This window comes from Burkholderia sp. Bp9143, from assembly GCF_003853645.1.
Classification (GTDB): domain Bacteria; phylum Pseudomonadota; class Gammaproteobacteria; order Burkholderiales; family Burkholderiaceae; genus Burkholderia.
Genome location: NZ_QTPO01000017.1, coordinates 22,379 through 36,123 on the forward strand (window position 1 = coordinate 22,379; position 13,745 = coordinate 36,123).

Sequence of the window (13,745 nt, forward strand, 5' to 3'; positions counted from 1 at the left end):
AGTCGTCGGCTGGCCAACCGGCCAGTTCGGACCGGGAAATTCATTTGGTGAATGCTGTCCGATTCAGAAAATAAATTTCAAAAATGCAGACCCGGTCGCTATGCTGGGCCTTCGGTTTCCCTCTGGCGGACAGGCAATGGCTGAACTCTTTCTGGTACGGCACGGGCAGGCGTCATTCGGCACGGACGACTACGATCGGCTGTCCGCGGCGGGCGAGCAGCAGGGCGCCTGGCTCGGCGAGTACTTCGCGCGGCAGGGCCTGACGTTCGACCGCGTGATCTGCGGCACGATGAACCGGCATGCGCAGACGGTCGACGCGATCCTGCGCGAGATGGGCCGCGAAGGCGCGCCGGTCGACCGCCACCCCGGCCTGAACGAATACGACTTCCACGGGCTGTTCGCGGCGGCGGCCGGCGACTATCCGGAGATCGCGCGGCTCGCGGCCGGCTCGATGAAGGCGCACTTCCGCGCGCTGCGGCAGGTGCTGCACCTGTGGGCCGACGACAAGCTCGGCGACACCGCGCCCGAAACCTGGGCGCATTTCCAGCGGCGCGTCGCCGACGCGCGCGCCGCGATCCGCCAGGGCGGCAGCCAGCGCGTGCTCGCGGTGAGTTCCGGCGGCCCGATCGCGGTGACCGTGCAGCAGGTGCTCGCCGCACCGCCGTCGAGCGCGATCGCGTTGAACCTGCAGATCCGCAACAGCAGTCTTTCGCAGTTTTTCTTCAACGCCGAAGCGTTCCACCTCGCGTCGTTCAACGGCATCCCGCATCTCGAGGATCCCGAACGTCATGCGTGGCGCACCTACGGCTGACCCCACGAACGATCGCGACGATGACGAACCCTTCCCAGCCCCTCGACGTAGCCCGCCTCACGCGCTATCTGGAAGCGCACGTGCCGGGCTTCGAAGGCCCGCTCGACATGGAGAAGTTTGCCGGCGGCCAGTCGAACCCGACCTTCCTGCTGCACGCGAAGAGCGGCCGCTACGTGCTGCGCCGCCAGCCGCCCGGCGAACTGCTGAAATCCGCGCATGCGGTCGATCGCGAATTCCGCGTGCTGAGCGCGCTGTCGGGCACCGCGGTGCCGGTCGCGCATCCGTATCACCTCTGCGAAGACCGCGACGTGATCGGCAGCCTGTTCTACGTGATGAGCTTCGAGGACGGCCGGATCTTCTGGGATCCGGCGCTGCCGGAACTGCCGAAGGCCGACCGGGCGACCTGCTACGACGCGCTGCTGCGCACGATGGCCGCGCTGCACGACGTGGACGTCGATGCGGTGGGCCTCGCCGACTACGGCCGCCCCGGCAACTACTTCGAGCGCCAGATCGGCGTGTGGACGAAGCAGTATCGCGCGGCGGAAACGGAGCGCCTCGACGCGATGGAGACGCTGATCGACTGGCTGCCGAAGGCCTGCCCGGCGGACACGGGCCGGCCCGCGCTGGTGCACGGCGATTTCCGGATCGACAACCTGATGTTCGCGCGCGACGACTATCGGGTGCAGGCCGTGCTCGACTGGGAGCTGTCGACGCTCGGCAATCCGCTCGCCGATCTCGCGTATTTCTGCATGTGCCTGCGCCTGCCGTCGGGCGGCCAGGTGCGCGGGCTCGCCGGCCAGGATCGTGCCGAACTCGGCATTCCTGACGAAGCGGCGATCGTCGCGCGTTATTGCGAACTGCGCGGGATCGAGCCGATCCGCGACTGGCATTTCTATCTCGCGTTCAGTTTCTTCCGGCTCGCGGCGATCGCACAGGGCGTGAAGGCGCGCGCGCTACAGGGCAACGCGTCGAGCGAGCAGGCGCTGCGCGTGGGCGCGATGGCCGGCCGGCTGGCCGAAATGGCCGTCGACGTGATCGACGCGCATCGCTGAAATCGACGGAAGCGCCGCGAGCGCCGATCTCGCCGCGCGGCGGCACGACAACACATCAATGGAGGAGCACGGCAACATGGCAACGAATCTGTTCGACCTGACGGGCAAGATCGCGCTGGTGACGGGCGCGAGCCGCGGCATCGGCGAGGAAATCGCGAAGCTGCTCGCGGAGCAGGGCGCGCACGTGATCGTGTCGAGCCGCAAGCTCGACGACTGCCAGGCGGTGGCGGACGCGATCGTCGCGGCGGGCGGCCGCGCGGAAGCGCTGGCCTGCCACGTCGGGCGGCTGGAGGACATCGCCGCGACGTTCGAGACGATCCGCGGCAAGCACGGCCGGCTCGACATCCTCGTGAACAACGCGGCCGCGAACCCGTATTTCGGGCACATCCTCGATACCGATCTCGCCGCGTACGAGAAGACGGTCGACGTGAACATCCGCGGCTACTTCTTCATGTCGGTCGAGGCCGGCAAGCTGATGAAGGCGCAGGGCGGCGGCGCGATCGTCAACACCGCGTCGGTCAATGCGCTGCAGCCGGGCGACCGCCAGGGCATCTATTCGATCACGAAGGCCGCGGTCGTCAACATGACGAAGGCGTTCGCGAAGGAATGCGGGCCGTTCGGCATCCGCGTGAACGCGCTGCTGCCGGGCCTCACGAAGACGAAGTTCGCGGGCGCGCTGTTCGCCGACAAGGACATCTACGAAACCTGGATGGGGAAGATCCCGCTGCGCCGCCACGCGGAGCCGCGCGAGATGGCCGGCACGGTGCTGTATCTCGTGTCGGATGCGGCGAGCTACACGAACGGCGAATGCATCGTCGTCGACGGCGGCCTGACGATCTGAGCGCGCGATGAAACTCGACAGCTACGCCGGGCAGGCCGTGATGATCACCGGCGCCGCGAGCGGCTTCGGCGCGCTGCTCGCGAGCGAGCTGGCCGCGATGGGCGCGCGGCTCGCGCTCGGCGACCTGAACGAAGAAGCGCTCGAACGCGTGGCCGCGCCGCTGCGCGCGGCCGGTGCCGACGTGATCGCGCGGCGCTGCGACGTGCGCATCGAAGCGGAGGTCGCAGCGCTGGTGCACGCGGCGGTCGAGCGCTTCGGGCGGCTCGACGTCGGCATCAACAACGCGGGCATCGCCCCGCCGCTCAAGGCGCTGATCGATACCGAGGAAGCCGATCTCGACCTGAGCTTCGCGGTGAACGCGAAGGGCGTGTTCTTCGGGATGAAGCACCAGATTCGCCAGATGCTCGCGCAGCGCGAAGGCGTGATCCTGAACGTCGCGTCGATGGCCGGGCTCGGCGGCGCGCCGAAGCTCGCCGCCTATGCGGCGTCGAAACACGCGGTGGTCGGGCTCACGAAGACGGCCGCGCTCGAATACGCGCGCCACGGCATTCGGGTGAACGCGGTGTGCCCGTTCTACAGCACGACGCCGATGGTCACCGACAGCGACATCGGCGAGCGCCAGGACTTTCTCGCACAGGGCTCGCCGATGAAGCGGCTCGGCCGCCCCGAGGAAATCGTCGCGACGATGCTCACGCTGTGCGCGAAGGAAAACACCTATCTGACCGGGCAGGCCGTCGCCGTCGACGGCGGTGTCTCGGCCTTCTGAACCGAACGAACGGAAACCGGAATCTCGAGGAGTCGATCATGGACTTTGGCTACACCCCGAAAGTGGAAGAACTGCGCGAACGCGTGCGCGCGTTCATGGACGCGCACATCGTGCCGCGCATCCGTCAGTGGAACGAGGAAGTGCATGCGGGGCAGTATCCCGTGTCGTTCATGGAGGAACTGAAGGAACGCGCGAAGGCCGAAGGGCTGTGGAACCTGTTCCTGCCGCACCTGAAGAGCGACGAGCCCGGCACGGCCCTGACGAACCTCGAATACGCGCCGCTCGCCGAGATCATGGGGCGCGTGAGCTGGGCGTCGGAGGTGTTCAACTGCAACGCGCCGGACACCGGCAACATGGAACTGCTGCACATGTTCGCGACGCCCGAGCAGCGCGAACAGTGGCTGCTGCCCCTGCTGCGCGGCGAGATCCGTTCGGCGTTCGCGATGACGGAGCCCGACGTCGCGTCGTCGGACGCGACCAACATCACGACGCGCATCGAGCGCGTGGGCGACGAGTACGTGATCAACGGCCGCAAGTGGTTCATCACGAACGCCGCGCATCCGAACTGCCAGATCTTCATCGTGATGGGCAAGACCGATCCCGAAGCCGAATCGCACCAGCAGCAGAGCATGATCCTCGTGCCGCGCGACACGCCGGGCGTGACGATCGTGCGCAACATCACGGTGGTCAATCACTACGCGCCGGAAGGGCACTGCGAGATCACGTTCGACAACGTGCGCGTGCCGGCGCGCAACCTGCTCGGCGAGGAAGGCAGCGGCTTCGCGCTCGCGCAGGCGCGCCTCGGGCCGGGCCGCATCCACCACTGCATGCGCTCGATCGGCGCGGCGGAGCTTGCGCTGGAACTGATGATCGACCGCGCGCAGTCGCGCGAGGCGTTCGGCAAGCCGCTGAACCGGCACGGCACGATCGGCGAATGGATCGCGCGCTCGCGCATCGAGATCGACCAGGCACGCCTGCTGGTGCTGAAGGCGGCGTGGATGATCGACAAGGTCGGCGCGAAGGCGGCGCGCAAGGAAATCTCGATGATCAAGGCGCTCGTGCCGACCGTGTATACGGACGTGTGCGACCGCGCGATGCAGGTGTTCGGCGCGATGGGCCTGAGCCCCGACACGCCGCTCGCCGACCTGTGGACCTGGGGCCGCGCGCTGCGCTTCGCCGACGGTCCGGACGAGGTGCACCTGCAGGCGATCGCGCGCATGGAGATCAAGGACGCCGTGCGCGGCTCGACCGAACCGTACCTGACGCGGCCGCCGCGCGGTTGAGCGGCGCGCCTCGAGAGAAGGTGGAGTGGGCGAACGAGGGATGCACGCCGTATTAAGATGCCGGCAAGGAGATCCGGCGATGCGCCTTTCGAAGATTGATCTGAACCTGTTCGTCGTATTCGAGGCGATCTACAACAAGCGCAACCTGACGCGCGCGGCCGAGGTGCTGAACCTCACGCAGCCGGCCGTCAGCAACGCGCTGGCGCGGCTGCGCAAGACACTGAACGATCCGCTGTTCGTCAGCACGCCGGCCGGGATGATGCCGACGCCGATGGCCGAGAACATCGTCGGCCGCGTGCGCGAGGCGCTGCAGCTGCTCGATTCGAGCGCGCACGAGGGCGACGTGTTCGATCCCGCCTCGTCCGAGCGCGTGTTCCGGCTCAGCATGAGCGACCTGACCGAGGCGCTGCTGTTGCCCGCGCTCGGCGAACTGCTGCAGACGCAAGCGCCCGGCATGCACGTGCGCAGCTACACGATGGATCGCCGCGAAGTGGCGACCGCGCTCGCGAACGGCTCCGTCGACATCGCGATCGACGCGCCGCTGATCGGCGACCCGCACCTGCACCAGGCGCTGCTCGTGCGCGACCGCTACGCGTGCATGATCCGCGACGATCACCCGTTCAAGGGCGACACGCTGACCATGGACGACTACCTGTCGATGGGGCACATCCACGTGTCGAGCCGCCGCAAGGGCAGCGGGCACGTCGATGCGGAACTGACGCGGCTCGGGCTGCGCCGCAACATCCAGATGCGCGTGCAGCACTACATGGTCGCGCCGCTGATCGCGATGCGCGGCGATCTCGCGCTGACGGCGCCGCTCAGGCTGCTGCGGCGCTATCCGGCACGGATTCTCGAACTGCCGTTCGAGATGCCGGGGCTCGAATACTTCTGCTACTGGCATCGCAGCGCCGATCAGGATCAGGGCAGTCAGTGGCTGCGAGAGCAGTTGATGATGCTGATGGGCGGGATGGGCGAGCCGCAGTGATGTGATGTGCGGTGCGTGCGCATCACGCGTTCGCCTGCCCGCTTAAAACGAGTCGTCGTCGAAGCGCAAGGACGCCGGCCGGCGCTTCATGTCCTTCAGCCATTCCCTGACCTTGTCCGGATCCTCGAACTCGCGCAGCGCCACGCCGAGGTCCTGGTTGCCGCGCTGCATGCCGGCAATGTCGCGCGTGAGCATGCGGATGACGGTATCGGGTGCCACCTTGACGGACGACGCGATGCCGTAAGTCCGCCGGAAATCGTTCTCGACGTGCTGGATCTCCTGATCGAGCTCGTGCAGCTGTTCCTCCAGGATGCCGTTGTAGCGCGTCAGCCGCGCTTCGCCGAGGCCGTCGATCGCACGCCGGTCGATCTGCTCGATCTCGAGTTGCAGTTCCAGCAGCTGCAGCAGATTGCCCTTCGCATAGGCATGGTTGACCCGCTGCATCAGCACGGTCTTGCGTTCCTGCTCCCGCGGATCGGTTTCCCGATCGGGATGCAGCGCGCTGGCCAGCTTGCGATAGATCTCGCGGATCGACTTGCTCGATTCGGCCTGCTCGGCTGCGATCCTGGCCTGCGCGGCCGATTGCTTCGGCGCTTTCTTGCGCTTCGCGCGCTGGGCCTCGCGGGCTGCGTGAGCGGCCATGTCGCGCTCGAACTGTGCGTCGAGTTCGGCCTGCATCCGCTCGGCAAGTTCGTCCGGTGACAGCGAGTCGAGATCGTCGGCCGGTTCCGTGGCGGGTATCGGCTTCGGTTCCCGCTTCATCGGTTCAGGATCGGCCGCGGCGTTGCCGGCGTCGTCGGATGCGGCATGCCGGTTGTAAATGACCGTCAGCGCCGCGTCGTCGCTGACGTTGAGCAGGTCGCGCGCCATGTCGGCGATCAGGTCGGACAGCGTGCGCTGCTCGGCCTTGCTCAAGCCCTTCTGCAGGAACGCATCGTCGAGCAGGTGGATCAGCCTGATCCGCAGCGCCGTCGCTTCCTGTTCGAGCGGCAGCAGCCCGTCGACGAATTTCTTCTGGAAGGCCGGCATGACGGCTTCCCACGCAACGAGCCGCTCGCGCCGCGTTTCGATGTGCTTGACGAGCGTATTGAAGGTTTTCTGGGCTTTCGACAGGCTGGCTGTCTCGTGACCGGGCGCGATGGCGACCGCGGCACCGCGACGTGCGGTCATGATTGAGGTCCTCCGGCCGCGGCAGGGGGCGCGGCAGGCCGGTATTTTAGCCGGATGGGCGCGCGCCCACCGGCCCGCGGCGTTACAGCACCGCCATCGATTCCGTCATGTTCTGCTTCATGTAGTCGAGGAAGCGCTTCTGGAACAGCATCGTGTGCTCGTGCGCGGCGCGTTCGGCGGCGTCCGCATCGCGCCGCACGATCGCGTCGATCAGCTCCTCGTGGTCGCGGCCGAGCTTGGCGGCCGTCGGCGAACTCACGGTGAAGTCGAAGTGCAGGTGCAGCAGGCGCTGCCCCTCGCCGAGCAGCCGTTCGTAGTAGCCGACAAAGTAGGGGTTGTTCGCGGCGTGCGCGATCGCCATGTGGAGCGCCTTGTTGGTCTCCGACATCGCCTGGAAGTCGCCGCTCTCGACGGCCGCCATGTAGACGTCGTCGGCCTTGCGGATCTTCGCGAGGTCGGCTTCGGAGCGCTGCGTGGCCGCGAGCCGCGTGACCGCGCGCTGGATCAGGTCGAGCGCCGAGATGTACTTCGGGAACTCCTCGATCTCGAACGGCGTGACGAGCGTCGTGCGGTTCGGCAGGATCGTGACGAGCCCCTCGCTGCTCAGCCGGGCGATGGCGTCGCGCACCGGCGAGCGCGACAGCCCGAACTGCGCGGCCAGCGAGATTTCGTCGAGCTGCACGCCCGGTTTCAGCTTCAGCGTCAGGATCTGCTTGCGCAATTCCTCATACACATACCGCCCGCCGTGCCGGCGGCCGCCACCTTCGGTTTCAACGGCCTCTTTGCTCATCTCGCTACCCTTCCTGTAATCGGCCCGGGTCGCCGGGCGCGCTCTGGAGTTTAGCATCGCGTCCTCACGCACCCGACGTCGCCGATGGCCCGAATCCGTCGCCCCACGTGTCGCTGAGCATGAACCCGGCGGCCAGCGGATCGTCGGGGTCGACGCCGAGCTGCTGGAACCCGAACACCCACGCGCGGCCGGTGACGCGCGGCAGCACGGCCGGCCGGCCGCCCACTTCGGTCGTGCCGAGCAGCTCGACGCGGAATTCGCCGCCGATCGTCGAGCGCGACGTCAGGCGGTCGCCGACCTGCACGCGCCCGCGCGCGGCGAGCGTCGCGAGATTGGCCGAGCTGCCGGTCCCGCACGGCGAGCGGTCGACGCGGCCGGGCGGCAGCGTCGTGCAGGTCTGGTACACCGTGTCGTCGACACGGTGGCGGAACATCACGTACGCGACCTCGTTGATCGCCGGGGCCAGCGGATGCTGGACCGCGACCTGCCGGTTGATGATCTCCTTGAGCCGCACGCCGTGCGTCGCGAGCTGCCGCGCGTTGCCCGGCGCGATGTCGAGCCCGATCTGGTCGACGTCGACCAGCGCGTAGTACACGCCGCCGAACGCGATGTCGGCCTTGATCGTGCCGAATTCCTTCGTGTGCACGTCGACGTCGAGGTGTTCGACGAACGACGGCACCATGTCGAGCGATACGCCGACGCAGCGGCCGTCGCGGCAGGCGGCCCGCGCGGTGACGAGCCCGGCCGGCGTGTCGAGCACGACGGTGGTCTCGGGCTCCTGCATCGGCACCATCCCGAGCTCGAGCAGCGCGGTCACGACGCAGATGCAGTTGCTGCCGGACATCGGGTGCGCCTTGTCGGCCTGCAGCACGATGAAGCCGGCCTGCGCTTCCGGCCGCGTCGGCGGCAGCAGCAGGTTGACCGACATCTGCAGGCAGCCGCGCGGTTCGAGCACGACCAGGCGCCGCAAGCTGTCGTCGGTCTCGTTGATGTGGTTCATCTTGTCGAGCATGGTCTTGCCCGGCACGTCGAGGACGCCGCCGGTGATGACCTTGCCGATCTCGCCCTCGCAATGCACGTCGACGAGCTGCAGCGTTTTGTTCCAGCGCATGATCGATTCACCTTCCTACTTGATGTACCAGCCCCACGGCTTGTCGCTGTCGTAGCGCGTGATCTGCTTGATCTCGAGGTAGTTGTTCAGGCCCCACTCGCCGAGTTCGCGTCCGATCCCGCTCTGCTTGTAGCCGCCCCACGGCGCCTCCGTGAACGTCGGCTGCGAGCAGTTGATCCATACGATGCCCGCGCGCATCGCGCGTGCCACGCGCTCGCAGCGCGGCAGGTCGGCCGACATGACCGCCGCGGCGAGACCGAAGCGCGAATCGTTGGCCGAGCGCACCGCTTCGTCTTCCGTATCGAACGGCCGCACGCAGACGACCGGCCCGAAAATCTCCTCGCGCCAGATCCAGCTGTCTTCCGGCACGTCGGCGAACACGGCCGGCTCGATGAAGTAGCCGCGCTCGAGGTGCGCAGGCCGGTCGCCGCCCGTCACGAGCCGCGCGCCTTCCTCGCGGCCGCGCGCGATGGCCGCCCGAACCTTGTCGTACTGGCCGCGGCTGACCAGCGGGCCGAGCAGCACGCCGTCGTCGCGGCCGTTGCCGATCCTGATTTTGCGCGCTTCCTGCGCAAGGCGCTCGACGAGCGGTGCATACAGCGAGCGCTCGACGAGCACGCGCGACGTCGCCGAACACACTTCGCCCTGGTTCCAGAAGATGCCGAACAGGATCCATTCGACGGCCGCTTCGAGATCGCTGTCGCCGAACACGATGAACGGCGACTTGCCGCCGAGTTCGAGGCTCACGTTCTTGATGTCGCGCGCGGCGGCCTGCATGATCCGGCTGCCGGTCGGCACGCTGCCGGTGAACGCGAGCTTGTCGATGCCCGGATGCTCGGCGAGCGGTGCGCCGGCGTCCGCGCCGAGGCCCGTCACGACGTTCAGCACGCCGGCCGGCAGCCCGGCCGCGTCGGCGATGCCGGCCAGCTCCAGCGCGGTGAGCGGCGTCAGTTCGGATGGCTTGAGCACCATCGTGCAGCCCGCCGCGAGCGCGGGCGCGACCTTCCACGCGGCCATCAGCAGCGGAAAATTCCACGGGATGATCGCGCCGGCCACGCCGATCGGCTCCTTCCGGACCACCGTGCTGAAGCGTTCGTCCGCGAGCGGCACCGGCGTTTCGGCACCGCCGTCGAGCTGTTCGGCGAGTCCCGCATAGAAGTCGAAGCAGCCGGCGGCGTCGCCGAGGTCCCACATTGCTTCGGGCAGCGGCTTGCCGTTGTCGCGCACTTCGAGCGCGGCCAGCTCGGGCAGCCGGTCGCGGATGCCTTGCGCGATCGCGCGCAGCACGGCGGCGCGTTGCGCGCCGGTCATGCGCGGCCATGGGCCTGCGTCGAAGGCATGGCGTGCGGCCTTGACCGCGGCGTCGATGTCTTCCGCGGTGGCGGCGGCCACTTTCGCGATCACGGTTTCGTCGCTCGGGTCGAGCGTGTCGAAGGTGTGGCCCTGAACGGGCGCCACCCAGCGGCCGTCGATGAAAAGTCGTTCGTAGGATTTCATAGTCAGTTCGGTGTCGGTTTGCGCGATTTGATGAGTTTGTCGTCCACGGCTTCGAGCCAGGTGTCCGCTACCGTGAAGCCAGTTTGAAACCGGTCGGTCGGGTCCACGCCGACCTGCGAGATGGCAGTGATCCAGGCTTGTCCAGACACGACAGGTACGACAGCGACATAGTCGCCAACCCGTGTCGTCGATGCGATGCGGCTCTCGAATCTCGACCCGATGATCGACTCGTGAACGAAGGTCTCACCGACGTCGATCAAGCCGCGCGCGTGCAGCACGGCGAGACGCGCGGAGGTTCCCGTACCACACGGGGAGCGATCACAGCGCCCGGGAGAAACGATTGTTGCGTTGCGCGAGAAGAGCTTGCCATCTTCTCGTGTCAAAGGACCGGTGAACTGTGTGTTCGTGACGCCTTTGATGAGTGGATTGAGGGGATGAGAAAATGCGAGCTGTTCGACAGCAGCAGCCTTGATTTTCTGGCCTAGCTCACATAGCTCCCGTGCTTCGTCTGGCGTGATTCCGAATCCGAGAAGCTTCGCGTCGACGATCGCAAAGGTCATGCCTCCATATGCGATATCCAGCTTCACGCTGCCGACGCCCGACACGTCCACATATGCATCGAGATGGGCTGCGAAGGCGGGCTGGTTCGTGAACTCCACCCGCGTCACCTTTCCATTGGAACACTCGCACCTGACATGGATCAGACCGGCTGGCGCTTCCAGCACGAGTTCAGTGACGGGCTCTTCCATTTTCAGCACGCCAGTTTCGAGCAGCACCGTTGCGACGCACATCGTGTTCGAGCCGGACATCGCGACATATTCGGTCGACTCACCAATCACATAGCCCATCTGCGCACGCGGGTCGCATGCTGGCAGAATAAAATTGATGTTGTGATTGACCGTGCCACGAGGCTCGAACAGGCAGATCTTGCGCAATGCGTCCCCGTGTTCCTCCAGATACATCATCTTGTCGAACATGGTATTTCCTGGCACGTCGACCAGACCACCTGTGACCACGTTGCCGACCTCGCCTTCGGCGTGGCAGCCTACCATCGTGAGCGTTCTGTTCCAGCGCATGGTATTTCCCGTTACTAGTCGTGTATGGAACGTCGCCCGTCGCCTCAGAAGCGATAAGCGCTGAATGGCGATAGGTCCTGTCGCGTCGGGCGGCCGGCGACGAGGTCGCCGACCAGGCGGCCGGTCGTCGCGCCGAGCGTGAGGCCGAGCTGGCCGTGGCCGAACGCCATGATCACGTTCGGCAGCCGCTTCGAGCGGTCGATCACCGGTTTCGTGTCGGGCAGGAACGGCCGATAGCCGACGCCGTACTCGACGTGGGCGGTCTGCAATTCGGGCAGGATCCGTCGGGCCTTCTCCAGGATGATGTCCGCGCGCCGGAAGTTCGGCGCCGCATCGCGGCCCGCGAACTCGATGGTGCCGCCGATCTGCAGCCCGCGCGTCATCGGGCTGAAGCAGAAGCCGCCGTCCGCGTAGATCACGGAGTGGCGGAACTCGACGCCCGGGTCGGTCACGAGCGCCTGGTAGCCGGCGATGCCTTCGAGCGGCACGCGCACGCCGAGCTGGCCGAAGAACTGCCGCGAACCGGTGCCGGCCGCGACGACCACATGATCGGCCGCGACGCGCTCGCCGTTCGCGAGCGTCACGCCGGTCGCGCGCCCGTCGGCCTCGTCGATGCGCGCGGCGTTCGCGCGGATGCGGCGTCCGCCCTGCGCCTCGAAGCTGGCCGTCAGCGCCGCGATGAAGCCTTCGGTATCGTTGACCGCGCGCCAGTCCGGAAACAGCAGCCCGTGCCGGAACCGGCCGGCGAGTGCCGGTTCGAGATCACCGATCTCTGCGGCCGTCAGCCGCTGCGAGGCGAAGCCGAGCGACTGCCGCAGCTCGAGATGCGGCTGCTCGTGCGCGATGCCGGCCGGATCGTCGAACACCTCGAGCACCGGGCGCTGGCCGAGCAGCGCGCGGTCGCCGCACGCATCGAGCAGCGGCGCATAGTCGGGATAGACCTCGTGCGTCAGCGTGGCCATCGCCTGCGCGATCGCCACGATTTTCGCGTGGCGGGCCGACGCGACGAACCGGAAGAACCACGGCAGGATGCCGGGCAGCGCGCCGGGCCGCAGCGCGAGCGGCCCCTTCTGGTCCAGCAGCCAGCGCGGCACCTTCATCAGGATGCCGGGCTTCGACAGCGGAATGACCTCGCTGACCGCCATCTGACCGCAGCTCCATTTTGCGGTGCTGTCGCCCGGGGCGGCCGGATCGATCAGCGTGACGGCGCGGCCGTCGCGCTGCAGATAGAGCGCGCAGCACACGCCGACGATCCCGCCGCCGATCACGACGGCCGTTTCCTCGCGTGCGGTGCCCGGCGAAGCGGGCGCGTGTTGTCGCGGAATCGCGTTCAATTGACGAACTCCTGAAGGCTGAAGCCGTGCGCGTACGGCTGGGACGAATCGACACGATACTGCGCGCGCCCGGTCACCCATGCGCGTCCTTCGATACTCGGCCGCACCGCGTCGAGCCCGCTGTCGAGGCGCGCGACCGATTCCACGCGGCCGATGAAGCGGCTGCCGATCAGGCTCTCGTGGCAATACGCGTCGCCGGCCTGCAGCCAGCCGCGCGCGAAGCGCTGCGCGACGCGTGCCGAGCTGCCGGTGCCGCACGGCGAACGGTCGACGAGGCTGTCGCCGGCGATCACCACCGCGCGCCCGTGCGCATCGTCCGCGATCGGCTTGCCCGTCCACATGCAATGGCGTACGCCGCGAATCGCCGGATGGTCGGGGTGCACGACGTCGAGCGCAGCGTTGACCGCGCGCTGCACGTCGCGGCCCCAGGCCAGCAGCTCGTCCGGCGTGAAGTGCTCGCAGCCGGGGAAGTTCGGCTGAACCTCGACGATCGGATAGAAGTTGCCGCCGTACGCGATATCGACGGCCAGCCTGCCGAGCGCGGGAATCCCGATCTCGACGTCGCGCGCGAGCAGGAAGCTCGGCACATTGGTGAAGCGCACCGACGTCACGCGAGCGCCGTCCATCTCGTAGCGCGCGACGATCTGCCCGGCCGGCACGTCGACCGTGACCGTGCCCGGCTGCTTCGGCACGACGAGGCGCTCCTCGATCGCGAACGCGATCGAGCCGATCGTCGCGTGGCCGCACATCGGCAGGCAGCCCGACGTCTCGATGAACAGCAGGCTGAAATCGGCGTTGTCGCTGACCGGCGGATAGAAGATCGTGCCCGACATGTGCGCATGGCCGCGCGGCTCCAGCATCAGCGCGCGGCGCACCCAGTCGTGATGGGCGACGAAGTCCTCGCGGCGCGCGTTCATCGTCGCGCCCTGCAACGCCGGCGCGCCGTCGATCACCATGCGCACCGGCATGCCTTCGGTGTGGCCTTCGATGCAGGTAAAGCTGTGAATCGTCATGTAGAGGTTCCTCGGT

The 13,745-nt window shown here is 67.4% G+C and carries 13 protein-coding genes; 6 read left to right on the forward strand and 7 right to left on the reverse strand.

All coding sequences use genetic code 11. The features are described from left to right. The first annotated feature begins 136 nt into the window (after window positions 1-136). The 6 genes from DIE23_RS14955 (at window position 137) to DIE23_RS14980 (ending at window position 5,738) form a co-directional block, all read left to right on the forward strand. A complete protein-coding gene (locus tag DIE23_RS14955) occupies window positions 137-811 on the forward strand; it encodes a histidine phosphatase family protein (protein ID WP_124612838.1) in 675 nt (224 codons plus the stop codon). Window positions 812-831: 20 nt separating this feature from the next. Next, window positions 832-1,863, forward strand: a complete 1,032-nt coding sequence (locus DIE23_RS14960; RefSeq protein WP_124612839.1) for a phosphotransferase — start codon at window positions 832-834, stop codon at window positions 1,861-1,863. Window positions 1,864-1,939: 76 nt separating this feature from the next. Next, entirely contained in the window at window positions 1,940-2,704 is a 765-nt protein-coding gene (locus tag DIE23_RS14965) for an SDR family oxidoreductase (RefSeq protein ID WP_124612840.1), read from the forward strand. 7 nt (window positions 2,705-2,711) lie between these two features. Continuing rightward, complete coding sequence (locus tag DIE23_RS14970) at window positions 2,712-3,470, forward strand: SDR family NAD(P)-dependent oxidoreductase (RefSeq protein WP_124612841.1); 759 nt, start codon at window positions 2,712-2,714, stop codon at window positions 3,468-3,470. A 38-nt stretch (window positions 3,471-3,508) separates the two neighbouring features. Then, complete coding sequence (locus tag DIE23_RS14975) at window positions 3,509-4,753, forward strand: acyl-CoA dehydrogenase family protein (protein WP_124612842.1); 1,245 nt, start codon at window positions 3,509-3,511, stop codon at window positions 4,751-4,753. A gap of 79 nt (window positions 4,754-4,832) precedes the next feature. Then, window positions 4,833-5,738 (forward strand): LysR family transcriptional regulator, encoded by a 906-nt coding sequence (locus DIE23_RS14980; RefSeq protein ID WP_124612843.1) that lies wholly within the window; start codon window positions 4,833-4,835, stop codon window positions 5,736-5,738. A 42-nt stretch (window positions 5,739-5,780) separates the two neighbouring features. Here the strand turns inward: DIE23_RS14980 and DIE23_RS14985 are convergent, their stop codons facing one another. The 7 genes from DIE23_RS14985 to DIE23_RS15015 all read right to left on the reverse strand — a co-directional run bounded on the left by DIE23_RS14985 (window position 5,781) and on the right by DIE23_RS15015 (window position 13,729). Further along, window positions 5,781-6,908 (reverse strand): molecular chaperone DnaJ, encoded by a 1,128-nt coding sequence (locus tag DIE23_RS14985; RefSeq protein WP_124612844.1) that lies wholly within the window; start codon window positions 6,906-6,908, stop codon window positions 5,781-5,783. Between the two features lie 82 nt (window positions 6,909-6,990). Next, complete coding sequence (locus DIE23_RS14990; protein ID WP_185646453.1) at window positions 6,991-7,698, reverse strand: GntR family transcriptional regulator; 708 nt, start codon at window positions 7,696-7,698, stop codon at window positions 6,991-6,993. 64 nt (window positions 7,699-7,762) lie between these two features. Beyond that, complete coding sequence (locus DIE23_RS14995; protein ID WP_124612845.1) at window positions 7,763-8,809, reverse strand: proline racemase family protein; 1,047 nt, start codon at window positions 8,807-8,809, stop codon at window positions 7,763-7,765. Window positions 8,810-8,824: 15 nt separating this feature from the next. Next, window positions 8,825-10,306 carry an aldehyde dehydrogenase family protein gene (locus tag DIE23_RS15000; RefSeq protein ID WP_124612846.1) on the reverse strand — a complete coding sequence of 494 codons (1,482 nt, stop codon included), beginning with the start codon at window positions 10,304-10,306 and terminating at the stop codon, window positions 8,825-8,827. Window positions 10,307-10,308: 2 nt separating this feature from the next. Further along, a complete protein-coding gene (locus tag DIE23_RS15005; RefSeq protein ID WP_124612847.1) occupies window positions 10,309-11,382 on the reverse strand; it encodes a proline racemase family protein in 1,074 nt (357 codons plus the stop codon). 44 nt (window positions 11,383-11,426) lie between these two features. Then, a complete protein-coding gene (locus DIE23_RS15010) occupies window positions 11,427-12,716 on the reverse strand; it encodes an FAD-binding oxidoreductase (protein ID WP_185646454.1) in 1,290 nt (429 codons plus the stop codon). Continuing rightward, complete coding sequence (locus tag DIE23_RS15015; RefSeq protein WP_124612848.1) at window positions 12,713-13,729, reverse strand: 4-hydroxyproline epimerase; 1,017 nt, start codon at window positions 13,727-13,729, stop codon at window positions 12,713-12,715. The genes DIE23_RS15010 and DIE23_RS15015 overlap by 4 nt, the downstream gene beginning before the upstream one ends. Window positions 13,730-13,745: the final 16 nt, after the last annotated feature.

What these genes read in the sequence shown, in the direction of transcription:
- DIE23_RS14955 (WP_124612838.1), top strand. Translation starts at nt 137, where the DNA reads ATGGCTGAACTCTTTCTGGTACGGCACGGGCAGGCGTCATTCGGCACG.
- DIE23_RS14960 (WP_124612839.1), top strand. Translation starts at nt 832, where the DNA reads ATGACGAACCCTTCCCAGCCCCTCGACGTAGCCCGCCTCACGCGCTAT.
- DIE23_RS14965 (WP_124612840.1), top strand. Translation starts at nt 1,940, where the DNA reads ATGGCAACGAATCTGTTCGACCTGACGGGCAAGATCGCGCTGGTGACG.
- DIE23_RS14970 (WP_124612841.1), top strand. Translation starts at nt 2,712, where the DNA reads ATGAAACTCGACAGCTACGCCGGGCAGGCCGTGATGATCACCGGCGCC.
- DIE23_RS14975 (WP_124612842.1), top strand. Translation starts at nt 3,509, where the DNA reads ATGGACTTTGGCTACACCCCGAAAGTGGAAGAACTGCGCGAACGCGTG.
- DIE23_RS14980 (WP_124612843.1), top strand. Translation starts at nt 4,833, where the DNA reads ATGCGCCTTTCGAAGATTGATCTGAACCTGTTCGTCGTATTCGAGGCG.
- DIE23_RS14985 (WP_124612844.1), bottom strand. Translation starts at nt 6,908, where the DNA reads ATGACCGCACGTCGCGGTGCCGCGGTCGCCATCGCGCCCGGTCACGAG.
- DIE23_RS14990 (WP_185646453.1), bottom strand. Translation starts at nt 7,698, where the DNA reads ATGAGCAAAGAGGCCGTTGAAACCGAAGGTGGCGGCCGCCGGCACGGC.
- DIE23_RS14995 (WP_124612845.1), bottom strand. Translation starts at nt 8,809, where the DNA reads ATGCGCTGGAACAAAACGCTGCAGCTCGTCGACGTGCATTGCGAGGGC.
- DIE23_RS15000 (WP_124612846.1), bottom strand. Translation starts at nt 10,306, where the DNA reads ATGAAATCCTACGAACGACTTTTCATCGACGGCCGCTGGGTGGCGCCC.
- DIE23_RS15005 (WP_124612847.1), bottom strand. Translation starts at nt 11,382, where the DNA reads ATGCGCTGGAACAGAACGCTCACGATGGTAGGCTGCCACGCCGAAGGC.
- DIE23_RS15015 (WP_124612848.1), bottom strand. Translation starts at nt 13,729, where the DNA reads ATGACGATTCACAGCTTTACCTGCATCGAAGGCCACACCGAAGGCATG.